Genomic DNA, 13060 nt, shown 5'->3' with positions numbered 1-13060 from the left:
GCCTTTTCTCTTTTGTGGTACGTAATGATCAGCGGACTCGAAATAGCACTGATAGTCATAATGTTCTGGATCATGCTGATCCTCTACCTGGCCCCCAGGATAAGGGAGAGCAAGCACCTAGACCTCTTGGGCCCAGCACTCATGGTTAAGGCAATAAAGAGGAGGGGCATCCTGAAGGCGATCAGCAACCATTTTCCGTGGAGGACCTATTCGAAGGTCTCTGTGGTGATTGTCCTGCTCTCGTTCTTCTTCGCCATAGGCTTCCTCGCGTACGGGGCATACCTTGCCTCTTTCATAAGGCCTTCCCAGGCACCGTCACTGAGCCTCATACTGGCACTCCCTGGCATAAACCCCGTCATACCCATTTCTTACGGGATCGTTGCACTCATGGTTGGAGTATTTGTACATGAAATAATGCACGGCATCGTGTCTGAGGGCCACAAGCTTGAGGTCAAATCGGTGGGCGGTCTCTTCTTCATAGTGCCCGTAGGGGCGTTTGTGGAACCAAAGGAAGAGGAACTACAGAACGCTGAGCCTGTCGTTAGGAGGAGGATCTACGCCAGCGGGCCCGGCACCAACATAATCATAGCGATAGTCTGCCTCCTCCTGATCCTCTTTGCGTTCGCTCCAGCGGCGGTACCGCACCACCCTGGCGTTGTTGTGGAAAGTTCTGACGGCGCCCTGGCACCGTCAGTGCCTTCTGGTTCTGAGCTGATATCGTTCGGCCCGTACTCTGGGAGCACCCTCAGCAACCTTGTTTACAACAGTACCTTGATGCCAGGCAGGGAGTACAACGCCTCGGTCTACTACAAGGGCGAGGTGCACACTGTGAAGGGTTACGCGGGGGTGGCAATTGTCGACACCATAGATGGCTTCCCTGCAGCCAGTGCCGGTGTACCGGCTAACTCCATAATAGTCAAGATCAACAGTGCTGTCATATACAACGAGACCGGGCTAGCACAGGTTCTGGATGCAATCCCACCCGGCAGTACTGTGAACCTAACCGTTTTCGTTCCGTACGGCAACAGCCCCGGGCTAAAGTACTACGATGTAAAGACGGTCTCTGTCTATTCCTACTACGAGAAGTACGATCCACTGGCCAATAAACCCGCCTATAAGAACGAGAGCTTCATTGGGGTGGAGATAGATTATGCAGGTATAGGGTACGTGCCCCTGGCAGACATGAAGACCGAGGTGTTCGGCACAGCAATGCTCTCCTCCCCCTGGGACGGGTTCATAGAGTTCATAGGGCTCCCGTTCTCCGGCCTCTCCCCGGTGCCCTCCTACCTTGCATCCATGTTTTCGGTGCCCGTGAACCCAACGTTCTTCTGGGGGGCCCTGAACGTCCTCTACTGGATGTTCTGGATCAACTTCCTCCTCGGCATTACAAACGCGCTGCCACTGTCCATCCTTGACGGTGCCCAGTTCCTGAAAGATACAATAGTGATAGCGGGGAGGCACAGGATGCTTGGGGCATTCAAGAGGCCGAAGGTCGCTGGCAACGTCACCAATGCCCTCGGCGTTCTGGTGCTATTCCTGCTCCTCTGGGAGATCATAGTACCGCACATAATATAGGCCTAGAGAAGGGTTTAAAACAAGAGATGCCATTAACCCGGGAACCGGTGAGGTCAATCTCACAAGGGTGAATGCAATGGCATTTCCTGAAGCCGTTGAGAGAAGGCTCAACAAAATGATATGCATGAGGTGTAACGCAAGGAACCCACCGAAGGCAGAGAGGTGCCGCAAGTGCGGTTACAAGGGCCTTAGGCCCAAGGCGAAAGAGAGAAGGGGAGGACAGTAACTTAAATGCCTGATGGCCCGAAGGTCGCAGTCCTGAGGATGGAGGGTACTAACTGCGAGGAGGAGGCGTACCTTTCATTCCTGAGGAGCGGCGCATCTCCGCAGTACGTGCACGTGAAACAGGTGGAAACTGGCAAGGTCAGGATAGGAGATTTCGACATCCTCTTCATACCCGGGGGTTTCTCAGCAGGCGACTACATAAGGGCAGGCGTCATATTCGCAAGCAGGCTTATGGCGGCTGCCGGGAACCAAGTAAAGAGATTTGTGGATGAAGGCAGGCCCGTGATCGGTGTGTGCAACGGCTACCAGGTACTGGCAGAGGCCAACCTCCTCCCGGATCTTGGATATGAGGAGAGGGTCATTTCACTGTCGTTCAACAGGTCGAACAGGTTCGAGTGCAGGCACACTTACGTCAAAGTTATGTCAAGGAACAGGGTGATCGGGGACCTTATGCCAGCGGGCACGGTGTTCCAGGTACCAGTTGCCCACGCGGAGGGCAGGTTCACAGCATCTCGGGAACAGGTCCTGGAGCGCCTCCAGGAAGGGGGCCAGGTGCTCTTCACATACTGCAGCCCGGGCGGGACCGATGCCGGGTATCCCTGGAACCCCAATGGGTCAGCAATGAACATCGCTGGGATATCAAACAGGGAAGGTAATGTGATAGGCCTAATGCCACACCCGGAGAGGGCTTACTACGGCTTCCAGATGGCCGGGGCGGAGAGGGCCTCAATATATGGCCCTGGAAAAACATTCTTTGACGCCATTGTAAGGTACGCCATAAGGAAGTAGTGTGGGCGTCACGGCCTTGGGAGGGACTGGAGGACCTTCCGGCTCTTCTCCCTGAACTCCTCCAGCGTGCCATCGTTCACTATCATTACGTCGGCCAGAGCTATCACAGAGCCTATGCCGAAGCTCAGTTCCCTCTTGTCCCTCAGAACGAGTTCCGCCATGCTCCTGACATCGTCTGGCCTCTGCCTGCCCAGTATGCGCCTGAAGCGCTCCTCCCTGTTGGCAAAAATCGCTATAACTATCAGGTTCCTGTCCCTTTCCCGGAATGCATCGACCTCTTCCATGTTCCTGACGCCGTCCACCACCGTCCTTTCTGGATCCCTTATCATCTCCGCTGTCCGCCTGGCCCAGATGTCCATGCCGTACTTCTCTCTCTCCGATGCTGCGAACCTGCCTATATCGCCGTCAGTGAAGGGTATCCCGCGCAGCCTGGCGTAGTGCCTGACACTCTCCCCCATGTGCACGTCCATGAAGCCCACGGACCTGGCAACCGCTATGAACTCATCCTTTCCGGCCCCGGGCATGCCGGTTACGACTATCAAGAGATTTCACCCGAAAATGAAGCCCATGCCACCTTCTGCGGAGTCTTCCTCTTCCTTCACCTTCGAGTACACCCTCTGGGCAGCCTCGTCCCTCAGCTCCTCAGCGCCGGAGGATACGAACCTGTCCACTGCAGCAAGGGCCTCGCTGCCACCTTCCACGATGATTATAACTGATCCGGGCTCTTCCCCAACGCTCTCCCCTGCCTTCAGCACCAACGTCTGCCTCCCGACGATGTCATCAGAAACTATTGCGTCCTTCAGTTTCCTGTTTTCGCCTGACAGTTTCAGTACCCTGTACATAGTGCCCCTATTTTTTGTATGGTATTATTGTTTTGTAGCCCGAAGGGGTGTCTCCTGGGGCGTACACCGTTCGCCCTCACATGTCAGGCATCTATGTGATATACCGGTATACAATACCATAGACTACTTCTGACCCCCAAAGATACACGCTGGATAGCAATATTTCTGTGTCCCTCTTAGATTTTTAACAAACTATTTTAATTCCATTGAAATCATGAGAACAATGTCTGAACTTGACATAAGTCTCGCTGTAGGAGGCCCTCAGGGGGGAGGAATAGACACTTCTGCCAACATGATAAGCAGGGCTTTTGCATCTTCTGGCTACGGGGTCTTTGGGGTGAGAGAGTATCACTCCAACATCAAGGGGAGGCACAGCTACATACACCTCAGGATCAAGGAGAAACAGCCCAGGTCCCTGAGGTACCCGGTGGACTACCTGGTGGCACTGGACGCGGACACCATATTCGAGCACTTAGAGGACGTCTCCCAGGGAACAAAGGTGATCTATGACCTCTCCTTCGAGAGGAGCGACCTGGCCTCTGCAAGAATGATAATGAGGGACACGGCGGAGAGGATAAGGAAGACCCTGGAGGAGGGGGGATACGAGAGGAACGTCAAGGGCGCCCTGAAGCTCATGGAGGACAGGGGGGCGAGGCTCATCGGTGTGCCCTTTGACGACCTTGTGAACTCCGCTGTTAAGGAGGGCCCTGCATCGAGGTACTTCAACACGCTCGGTGCCGCCATAACCCTCGGTATTGCGGGCCTGAAGGTGGAGCACACCATAGAGGGTGTCAAGGCAGTCTTCGCGAACAAGGAGCAGGTCGTGAAGCTGAACGTGGCGGTAGTGCAGGCCGCCTACGAGTTCTGCATGAATAAGGGGCTTGCAGGGAAGGAGCTTCCGGAACTGAAGGTGGGGAAGAGGTTCCTGCTCACAGGCAACGATGGTTCAGCAATAGGCAAGGTTCTGGGTGGCCTCAGGTTCCAGACATATTACCCGATAACTCCAGCAAGCGATGAGAGCACCATACTCGAGGAGCACGAGGCGCTGAAATGGATACAGAAGGAGACGGAGAAGCTCAAGGAAGCGGGAGTAGTCGTTGTGCAGACGGAGGACGAGATATCTGCTGTCACAATGGCGTCAGGTGCGGCGCTCACAGGCGTGAGGTCCGCAACCGCAACCAGCGGCCCTGGCTTTTCACTTATGGCCGAGGGCATTGGCTTCGCTGGCATGGATGAGGTGCCCCTTGTGGTCACACTCTACCAGAGGGGGGGCCCTAGCACTGGTCTGCCGACGAGGAATGGCCAGTCAGACCTCCTGTTCGCGCTTAACACTGGCCACGGTGAGTTCCCGAGGATCGTCTTCTCCTCCGGTGATGTGGAGGAGTGCATATACGACGCCATGAAGGCACTGAACTATGCGCAGAGGTACCAGATGCCCGTGATACACATGATCGACAAGAACCTGGCAAACACCATGGACCTCATACCTGAAATAGACAGGAAGAGGGTCAAGATAGTGCCCCCGGTGAGGGTTGAAAAGGAACCGTTCAAGAGGTACGACCTGGACACGGACACAGGCATTTCAGGTTTCGGCATATTCGGCCGCGACATCTTCTGGATGACCGGGGACGAACATGACGAGCTCGGGCACGTGACGGAGGACCCGGTGATCAGGGACGCCATGATGAGGAAGAGGTTCCAGAAGCTCGTCACTGCTGACAGGGAGATACCCCTGGAGGACAAGGCCCAGCTCATGGGCCCATCCAGTGCGGATGTGACCTTCGTCACATGGGGCAGCCAGAAGGGCCCGATACTCGATGTGATCGAAGACCTTAAGAATGACGGTGTGACCGCAAACCTGCTTTACCTGAAGATGTTCTCCCCGTTCCCGTCCGAGTTCGTCTCCAGCGTGCTCAAAAAGGCAAAGCTCGTAATAAACGTGGAGAGCAACATGCTGGCACAGGCGGCAAGGGTAATAAGGATGAACACCGGCATAGAGATAAAGAAGCATATACTGAAGTACAACGGAAGGCACATGACGGAGGACGAAATATACAGGGCGGCGAAGGAGATCATATTTGGTAAGGAGGAGAAGGTTGAGGAGGTGCTTGTGAATGGTGCATAACTTCAAGAATGACATAACGGTTGACTGGTGCCCTGGGTGCGGGGACTTTGGTATCCTGACCTCTGTCATCCAGGCACTGACGGAACTGGACATGGACCCTAAGAGTGTGGTCTCTGTCTCAGGAATAGGGTGCTCCGGAAAGACGCCACACTACCTGAACATAGCAGGCGTCCACACCCTCCACGGGAGGGCCATACCCTATGCCACGGGCGTCAAGCTCGCGAACCCTGACCTCAAGGTCCTGGTCATGGGTGGCGACGGTGACCTCCTGGGCATCGGCGCCGGCCACTTCGTGGCGGAAGGTAGGAGAAACACGGGCCTCACCGTGATACTCTTCGACAATGCCGTCTACGGCCTCACAAAGGGCCAGGCAGCACCGACGATGGAGATGGGTGAGAAGACAAAGTCGCTCACGAGGGCGAACATATTCGGCAAGATCAACCCGCTTACTCTGGCCCTGAGCGCAGGGTACTCCTTCGTTGCCAGGGGATTCTCGTTTGACATGAAGCAGCTCAAGGAAATAATAAAGACTGCAATAAATCACGAGGGCTCCGCACTCATTGATGTCCTGCAGCCATGCCCCACATACAACAACATCAACACCATGGAGTGGTACAGGAAGAGGGTTTACAAGCTGGAGGACGACAAGAGCTGGGACCCGGTGATAGCGTCGCCCGACGACCCGGAGGCACAGGCGAAGTTCGAGAGGGCTTACAGGAAGAGCCTCGAGTGGGGAGACAGGATACCGACGGGCATATTCTACGATAACAGGACCATACCGCCTTTCACGAAGAGGCTCAACGAGTTCGTGCCGAACTACCTTGAGGTACCTCCCGCAAAGCAGAGGATACTCGACGCAGAGGGCTACACCCCGGTTGACCCGGACCTGACCTTTGCGGACAAGATCATAGCACACTGACCGGGCCACCGGCCTCTAACTTTTCTGTCCCCCATTTTCTTCCCTCTCCTTGTTTCCGGCCATTTCTGGCCATGCGGACTTGTCCTCAACTGTCAGACCGATACGCGGGGGCATTCAAGGGCCTGTCCACCAAGGAACACAAGTCGGAAATGTTTTATGTGTGGCACAGGTATGGTCTGGGATGGCGAAATACGTACATGTCTGGGAGGTGGAGTGCAACCACTGCCATGGGAAGTTCGAGCACGTCTTCAGGGCATCGGATATCCTGAGACCGCATGTGTTCAACGAGCTCCTGTTCCAGTGCCCCCTATGCGGGAGCAAGGCCTTTGACCCTGTAAGACCTCTGGGAAAGTACAGCAGGGACGAATGGGTTAGGGAACATGGGGACAAGGCCTTCAGCGACCTCCCGGAGTATGAGTGAGACCCCAACGAAGTCATGGAGACCCGAGGTAAAGATGGTGCGCCAAGCCTTCTAGTCTCCTGAATACACCGTGTGCCGCCAATGCATTTTTCAAGAGGCCTTTAGGTCCGTGGCCATTTACCGTCGCTCTGCACGGAGCTCACTCCTACCTCATACCGGAGAGAAGTAAGGAGACACCGAGATAGAGGAATACAGCCCCAAATATGGCGAAAACGGCCGTGCTGAAGACCTTGACCGCTATCTGCATCCTTGAACCGTACCTCAGCTCTCCCAGCCTTATCAGGTAGCTGAGGGAGACGACCCAGACCGTCGTGCCGACAAAGAGGAAATAGAATGGGAATATCCCGAACCTTTCAAGAGTGCTAAGGCCAGCGCTGAGCCACCAGCCTATCTGGGCAGGGTTGCCGATGCCGACGCCCAGGCCCTTCAGGTATCCGATGCCCCTAACCCCACTTTCGGTCTCCCCGCTCCTGAGTGTGAGGTAGGCCAGCACTATGAACGCCGACCCACCTATTGTGTAGATATACGGATCGTACCTTGACAGGTCCAGGGCAGAGCCGAAGAGGAAGACGATGATCAGGAATATTAGGTCCGCTGTCATGGCACCGAAGCCTATCAGTACAGCCCTGAGGACGCTGCGCCTGGCCTCAGATATTATCATGGCGTTTATAGGGCCCGGAGGCGCGGCGAGGGACACCCCGAGCACCACACCGAAGAGCACAAGGTACGGAGTTATCAATGGCACCTTATCAGCTGCCCCGCATAATTAGGTTTTTGAATCGGTATCACGAAAGTGATGAAAGGGTGATCATTTCTCCCCGCATTTCAGGAGTGACTAATGCGGTCAGGACACTGATTCCACCGCTCTGCGGCCCAGCAAAAACCCTTTAAAGCTCAGGCACATGTTGAAGAACATGGATGACAAGCTGAGGCTGACATGGCACGGACACGCATGCTTTACCATAGATACTGGCAAGAAGGTAGTTGTGGACCCCTTCATAGAGGGTAACCCCGTGGCGAAGGTAAAGAAGGACGACATAAAGGCGGACGCCGTGGTGATTTCACACGGACACTTTGACCACGTTGGGGACGCTGTGTACATAGCAAGGAAGAACAAAGCGCCCATAGTGACCATGGTGGAGCTGGCATGGATACTTGGCGAGGAGAACAAGGACGTCCAGGTGATAGGGATAAACCTGAGCGGATCCACGGAGGTGAACGGGATCAGGTTCACAGCAGTGCCCGCTTACCACTCAACAGGCTACAACGGGAAGTACGGCGGTGCCGCCTCTGGCTTCGTGATAGAACACAACGGCTTCACGCTCTACCACGCCGGAGACACCGGGGTTTTCAAGGACATGGAACTCATAGGCGAGCTATACAGGCCGCAGATATCCATGCTACCCATAGGGGGCTTCTACACCATGTCGCCCAGGGAGGCCGCCTACGCAGTGAAGATGCTCAGAAGCAAGGTAACCATACCCATGCATTACAACACCTTCGATGCGATCAAGCAGGACCCGCAGAAGTTCAAGGTGGAGGCCGAGAAGAACGGCACAAGGGTCGTGATAATGGGTGTTGAGGAGACGAGGGAGTTCAGCAGGGCAGAATTGACGTGAGAATCAGTTTTTATCGGGCTCGGCGCCGAAGAGGTCGTCCAGGCTCGATATCTTCCTATTTTCTTCCACCAGGTTCTCGAACTTTGACTGCTTCGGTATCTTTGACCCCTTGAAATGGGCCAGGTTCTCGTCCTCAAGGAGGTGGTTCTTTATGACAGTGTGGTCGCCCACAACCCTGATGAGCCTCGTCCGGCCGTACCTGCCCATGCTCTTCGTCATCGCGCTGAGGAGACCGAAGTCCTCCAGCTCCGAAATGAGGTCGCTCACCCTCCTCGATGTGAGCGCAGGGTACCCTATCTCCTCGCATATGTTCCTGTAGTTCTCGTATATCTGGCCGGTCGTCATCATGGCAGTGTCCTGTTCCTGTGTCACCACAGCACTCAGCATGACGATCTTGCTCTGTAACGGCAGCGTGTATATGGCCTCCTTTATGACGTCCATCTCGAGCTTGTCCCTGGCCTTGTAGACCTCCTTCTCAGTTACCTTCTGCTTGCCCTCCCTGACCGCTATGTCTATGGCTATCCTCATGAGGTCCAGGGCCTTCCTGGCGTCACCGTGCTCCTGTGCCCCAATGGCCGCGCACAGGTTTATTGCGCTGTCCTCAACGCTACCCGGCCTCACCACTCCCTTAATCCTGAACGATATTATGTCTATGAGTTCCGTGGCGTTGTATGGAGGGAAAAATATGCTCTCCTGGTTCAGCCTGCTGCGCACCCTGGAATCGAGGAACTCCAGGAAGCCCGTGTCGTTCGTTATGCCTATCAGCGACAGCTTCGATTCACCTGATTCGTCTATGAGCTTCAGGAGGACGTACAGGGAATCGCCACCGTTCTTTGTCACTATCTTATCGATCTCGTCAAGCACAAGAACGAAGAACCTCCTTGCCCTGTTCAGCCTCGCCATGGTCTCCTGAAAGATCCTGTCCAGGGGCCAGCCCAGCTGGGGCACGGAGCCCGATGTGCTGTCCTGTATTGAGTTGGCCAGTGCGACCAGGATGGAATAGGGCGAATCGTATATCTGGCAGTTGAAGTAGAGCGTCTCCACCCTGTCCCCTGCGGCCTCCTTCAGCATCCTTGTCACATGGTTTGCAGCTGATGTCTTGCCTGTGCCAGTCTTGCCGTATAATATTATGTTTGAGGGCCTGGTGTTCCTCATTATGCTGCTCAGCACCTTCACTATCGCATCAATCTGGCCTTCCCTATGCGGGAAGCTCTCCGGGACAAAGGAGCTGGACAGTGAGCCGAGGTCGCCCAGGACTATGGAGTTCTCGGCAGAGTATTTAAGGAATGGATTGGGAGACATAAGTAATTGTTGAAATCGTCAGTTCAGTACAAAATACTTTTTTTCCGTCTCATTCCAGCAGCTTCACCTTTTTCCTGGTGAATGGTCTGACGTCCACGCCCTCCCAGGCCATCACGTGCCCAACCAGGTATATGGAGCCCGTCACAAGCACTGGGGTGCCCAGGGAAAGTGCATAATCGTATGCCTCCCGGGCGTCCCTTATGACCCTCACTTCCCTGTAAATCCGCCTTGCCAGGGAAGCTATGTGCTCTGGGTCCTCCGCCCTGTTCTCCTCGTAGGGAGTAGTCACTATTATCCTGTCTGACAGGGAGCGGAGCGATGATATGTATGAGAAGTGGTCCTTGTCCTTCAGCATGCCCACAACCAGCACTGGCCTGGTATCGGGCGATACCTGCCTGAAAGCCTGCACCAGGGCGTTGGCCGCAGGAGGGTTGTGTGCGCAGTCGACAACCACCGGGGGCTCGTCCCTTACCCTCTGCAGCCTCGCTGGCCACAAGGTCTCCCTGATGCCCTGCTCTATCTGGCGCCTGTCGAACTGCCCTGACGCTTCCGCTGCCAGTATCGCTGTGCCTATGTTGGTTACCTGGAATGTGCCGACAAGCGGGGACTCAACATCGTAGGTCTCGCCCTCAGTCTCGGCCCTGAAGCTTGTGCCCTGCAGGGAGAGGTGCACATCGCTCACCTTCACATCCCTCCACGTCAGGTAGAGCCTGGACTTCCTCACCTGCGATATGCGCCTGACAGTGTCGACGACCTCAGCCTTCCTGTCCCCCAGGACAACGGGCCTGCCAGGCTTTATTATCCCACCCTTCTCATAGGATATAGAGGTGAGTGAGCAGCCGAGCTTGTCCGCGTGCTCGTAACCAACACTCGTTATCACGCTCACCTCCGGTTCTATTATGTTTGTTGAGTCGAGCCTGCCGCCGAGGCCCACCTCAATGGACGCGAACCTGGCGCCAGCGTCGCTGAAGTACTTGAATGCCATCCCGGTGGTCGTCTCGAAGAAGGTAGGGTTCCGCTTCTCCCTCGCCAGTTCCTCAATCACTGGCCTGTACTTCCCTATGAAGGAAACTATGTATTCATCAGGTATGAAGCGGTCGTTGAAGAGTATCCTCTCGTTGAACTCGATCAGGTGCGGGGAGGTGTAGAGGCCTGAAGGAAACCTCTGCATCATTATGTTGTAGAGGAGCGCGGATACGGATCCCTTGCCGTTGCTCCCGGTTATGTGGATCGTCCTGTATGCCCTGTGAGGGTTGCCCAGCATGTCGTCGAATGCCCGCATCACCTCAAGGTCAAGTTTCACGCCTTCCCTTGTTAGGCCGTACAGAAACTCCAGGTTTTCGTCCCTCAAGCGCCTGGCCGATGCCCTTGGCTATGATTAATTTTTCTACCCTATCTATTTTTACCTCCTTTGCCTTTACGTTACAGTATGCAGGAGACAAAACTACTGTACCTGGACGATGCTTACTCAACCAAGTGTGAGGGAAAGGTCATATTCAACGAGTTCACTGACCTCGTCGTTGACCAGACGGTCTTCTTCCCCACCGGCCACGGGCAGCCCAATGACAGGGGCAAGGTTGTGATCGACGGAAAGGAGTACGGTATAGTGGATGCATGGTTCGATGGGACAAATGTGCACCTGATGTCCCATGACACGTTCCCAGACAACATTAAGGGAAAGCCCGTTTACCAGGAGATTGACTGGGATGTGAGGTACGGCCACATGAAGTTCAGGACCGCGCTGAGGATCGTGAGCGCCATAGCATTCAGGGACCTGAGGGCCACGACGAGGATCAACCAGACCTACGACACCGAGGCCTGGATAGACATTGAGAGCGACGCCCTTGACGACAGCTTCGTGAAGGCACTTGAGGCAGAGTGCAACGAGATCATATCAAAGGGGCTCAAAACAGAGTACGTATGGAAGAGCAGGGAGGAGTTCATAGCAGATCAGGAGCTGATGTCACAGGTGAGGAACAGGCCGCCAGAGGGAGAAAAGATCAGGCTTGTGAGGATCGGTGACCTACCGGAACAGGTTGAATACGGGACAGTGGTGAGGTCAACCGACGAGCTTAAGAGCATCAGGTTCAAGACCTCCCTGGTGAAGGGGAAGCTTAACAAGAGACTGACACTATATGTGGAGTAGGAGGGAGCGATCTGGCTGAGGGCGTACCGCTGATGGAGAGGGTCTCGGAGGCCTTCGGGCTCCTGGCCTTCTTCATAGCGCTCCTCTTCTTCCTGGCCGAGGCACCCGCTGCCGTATATTCGTGGCAGTACATAGCGAGCACAGACCCGTCACTGTACATAATAATACCATTCCCCACAGACCCCTTCACTGTCTCGCTTGTGGTGGCACTTTGCGTTGCGCTCCTGCTCCTGTTCCTCCTGTCAAACTTCATGCCTGGAAGGATGAAGGTGAGGTCTTTTGACGGCCCGGCACAGAGCAGCTTCTATTCTGTCTTTGCGGCCTTCGTCCTCCTGCAGCTGGTTGTGAGCGTCATCATAAGGTTCGATGACCCCTCCCTGGGGTATTCACCAATAGACGGCTTCATAACCCCGGCGCAGGTATTCTATGACGCTTCCACCACACTGGTGGAGACCCTGCTCCTGCAGGCGGTCCCGGTAACAGTGATCATGGTTGTCTATGCCCTTGCGAGGAGGGAGAAGGTCTCAGAGGCCCTCCTAAACCCAAGGCTGAGCTTCTGGGGCGCCATCGCCCTCTCCTCCATAGCAGCACTGGTACCGGCATACTTTTCGTACCCGGGGGTGTACTCGGCACTCCTGGGGTTCATAACGTTCCTGATACTCGACTACATATACCTGAGGTACGGGATGATCAGGTCCTTCGCCGTTAACTTCACAATAACAGCCATAAACACCTTTGACATCTTCATCGAGAGGTCGCCTGTTTTCGCATTCCTCTCCAGCTTCTTCATTCTCCTCTGGGCCTTCATCGGGCTCTTCGCCCTCTTTTCACTTGCCAGCCGTGGCCACGCCAGGGCGCAGGTGAAGGAAGAGAAGGCCAGTGAGGCCAGGATGGCTGAGAGGCCCAGGGCAGCACAGGGCAACCCTGTGGAGATGGCCTGGGTGAGGAGCTCTTGCCCGCAGTGCGGAAGCTTCGAATACCATGTGGACCAGGAAATGAACCTGGTCTGCGTGTCATGCGGTAACGTGGTGGACGGCAGTGAGATGGTGGTCCCGAACGTTGACCAGTTCTTCATAGAGAGGCAGCGCCGCCCCTGA

General features: G+C 55.2%; 14 protein-coding genes. 9 read left to right on the top strand and 5 right to left on the bottom strand.

What is annotated here, in order from left to right; genetic code table 11:
* Positions 1 to 24: 24 nt before the first annotated feature.
* The 3 genes from IEW66_RS07660 (at position 25) to purQ (ending at position 2589) form a co-directional block, all read left to right on the top strand.
* Positions 25 to 1575, top strand: a complete 1551-nt coding sequence (locus IEW66_RS07660) for a site-2 protease family protein (protein ID WP_229657569.1) — start codon at positions 25 to 27, stop codon at positions 1573 to 1575.
* Positions 1576 to 1651: 76 nt separating this feature from the next.
* Positions 1652 to 1801, top strand: a complete 150-nt coding sequence (locus IEW66_RS07655; RefSeq protein ID WP_188681654.1) for a 50S ribosomal protein L40e — start codon at positions 1652 to 1654, stop codon at positions 1799 to 1801.
* Positions 1802 to 1806: 5 nt separating this feature from the next.
* Entirely contained in the window at positions 1807 to 2589 is a 783-nt protein-coding gene (gene purQ / locus IEW66_RS07650) for a phosphoribosylformylglycinamidine synthase subunit PurQ (RefSeq protein ID WP_188681653.1), read from the top strand.
* An 8-nt stretch (positions 2590 to 2597) separates the two neighbouring features.
* On the opposite strand, the gene IEW66_RS07645 is transcribed toward purQ, so the two are convergent.
* Both IEW66_RS07645 and IEW66_RS07640 read right to left on the bottom strand, forming a co-directional pair.
* Positions 2598 to 3131 (bottom strand): AAA family ATPase, encoded by a 534-nt coding sequence (locus IEW66_RS07645; RefSeq protein WP_188681652.1) that lies wholly within the window; start codon positions 3129 to 3131, stop codon positions 2598 to 2600.
* 6 nt (positions 3132 to 3137) lie between these two features.
* Positions 3138 to 3431, bottom strand: coding sequence for a hypothetical protein (locus IEW66_RS07640; RefSeq protein WP_188681651.1), 294 nt, complete (start codon positions 3429 to 3431; stop codon positions 3138 to 3140).
* 223 nt (positions 3432 to 3654) lie between these two features.
* On the opposite strand from IEW66_RS07640, the gene IEW66_RS07635 reads away from it, so the two are divergent.
* From IEW66_RS07635 to IEW66_RS07625, 3 genes are all read left to right on the top strand, one after another.
* The gene (locus IEW66_RS07635; protein WP_188681650.1) at positions 3655 to 5556 is read left to right on the top strand and encodes a 2-oxoacid:ferredoxin oxidoreductase subunit alpha; all 1902 of its coding nucleotides are present in this window, start codon (positions 3655 to 3657) and stop codon (positions 5554 to 5556) included.
* Positions 5546 to 6475, top strand: a complete 930-nt coding sequence (locus IEW66_RS07630) for a 2-oxoacid:ferredoxin oxidoreductase subunit beta (RefSeq protein WP_188681649.1) — start codon at positions 5546 to 5548, stop codon at positions 6473 to 6475. The genes IEW66_RS07635 and IEW66_RS07630 overlap by 11 nt, the downstream gene beginning before the upstream one ends.
* Before the next feature lie 181 nt (positions 6476 to 6656).
* Positions 6657 to 6896 carry a hypothetical protein gene (locus tag IEW66_RS07625; RefSeq protein ID WP_188681648.1) on the top strand — a complete coding sequence of 80 codons (240 nt, stop codon included), beginning with the start codon at positions 6657 to 6659 and terminating at the stop codon, positions 6894 to 6896.
* Between the two features lie 145 nt (positions 6897 to 7041).
* Here the strand turns inward: IEW66_RS07625 and IEW66_RS07620 are convergent, their stop codons facing one another.
* The gene (locus IEW66_RS07620; protein ID WP_188681647.1) at positions 7042 to 7641 is read right to left on the bottom strand and encodes a LysE family transporter; all 600 of its coding nucleotides are present in this window, start codon (positions 7639 to 7641) and stop codon (positions 7042 to 7044) included.
* A 169-nt stretch (positions 7642 to 7810) separates the two neighbouring features.
* On the opposite strand from IEW66_RS07620, the gene IEW66_RS07615 reads away from it, so the two are divergent.
* The gene (locus IEW66_RS07615) at positions 7811 to 8515 is read left to right on the top strand and encodes a metal-dependent hydrolase (protein ID WP_188681646.1); all 705 of its coding nucleotides are present in this window, start codon (positions 7811 to 7813) and stop codon (positions 8513 to 8515) included.
* 3 nt (positions 8516 to 8518) lie between these two features.
* Here the strand turns inward: IEW66_RS07615 and IEW66_RS07610 are convergent, their stop codons facing one another.
* Together IEW66_RS07610 and IEW66_RS07605 are read right to left on the bottom strand one after the other, a co-directional pair.
* Complete coding sequence (locus IEW66_RS07610; protein WP_188681645.1) at positions 8519 to 9817, bottom strand: ORC1-type DNA replication protein; 1299 nt, start codon at positions 9815 to 9817, stop codon at positions 8519 to 8521.
* A 49-nt stretch (positions 9818 to 9866) separates the two neighbouring features.
* A complete protein-coding gene (locus IEW66_RS07605) occupies positions 9867 to 11168 on the bottom strand; it encodes a bifunctional folylpolyglutamate synthase/dihydrofolate synthase (RefSeq protein ID WP_229657568.1) in 1302 nt (433 codons plus the stop codon).
* Positions 11169 to 11246: 78 nt separating this feature from the next.
* On the opposite strand from IEW66_RS07605, the gene IEW66_RS07600 reads away from it, so the two are divergent.
* Together IEW66_RS07600 and IEW66_RS07595 are read left to right on the top strand one after the other, a co-directional pair.
* Positions 11247 to 11963, top strand: coding sequence for an alanyl-tRNA editing protein (locus tag IEW66_RS07600; protein WP_188681644.1), 717 nt, complete (start codon positions 11247 to 11249; stop codon positions 11961 to 11963).
* Between the two features lie 32 nt (positions 11964 to 11995).
* A complete protein-coding gene (locus IEW66_RS07595; protein WP_188681643.1) occupies positions 11996 to 13060 on the top strand; it encodes a hypothetical protein in 1065 nt (354 codons plus the stop codon).

Source organism: Thermogymnomonas acidicola, assembly GCF_014646795.1.
GTDB classification, from domain to species: Archaea; Thermoplasmatota; Thermoplasmata; order Thermoplasmatales; family Thermoplasmataceae; genus Thermogymnomonas; species Thermogymnomonas acidicola.
The sequence above is the reverse complement of the archived record's forward strand: the minus strand, read 5'-3'. Positions and strand labels throughout refer to the sequence as shown.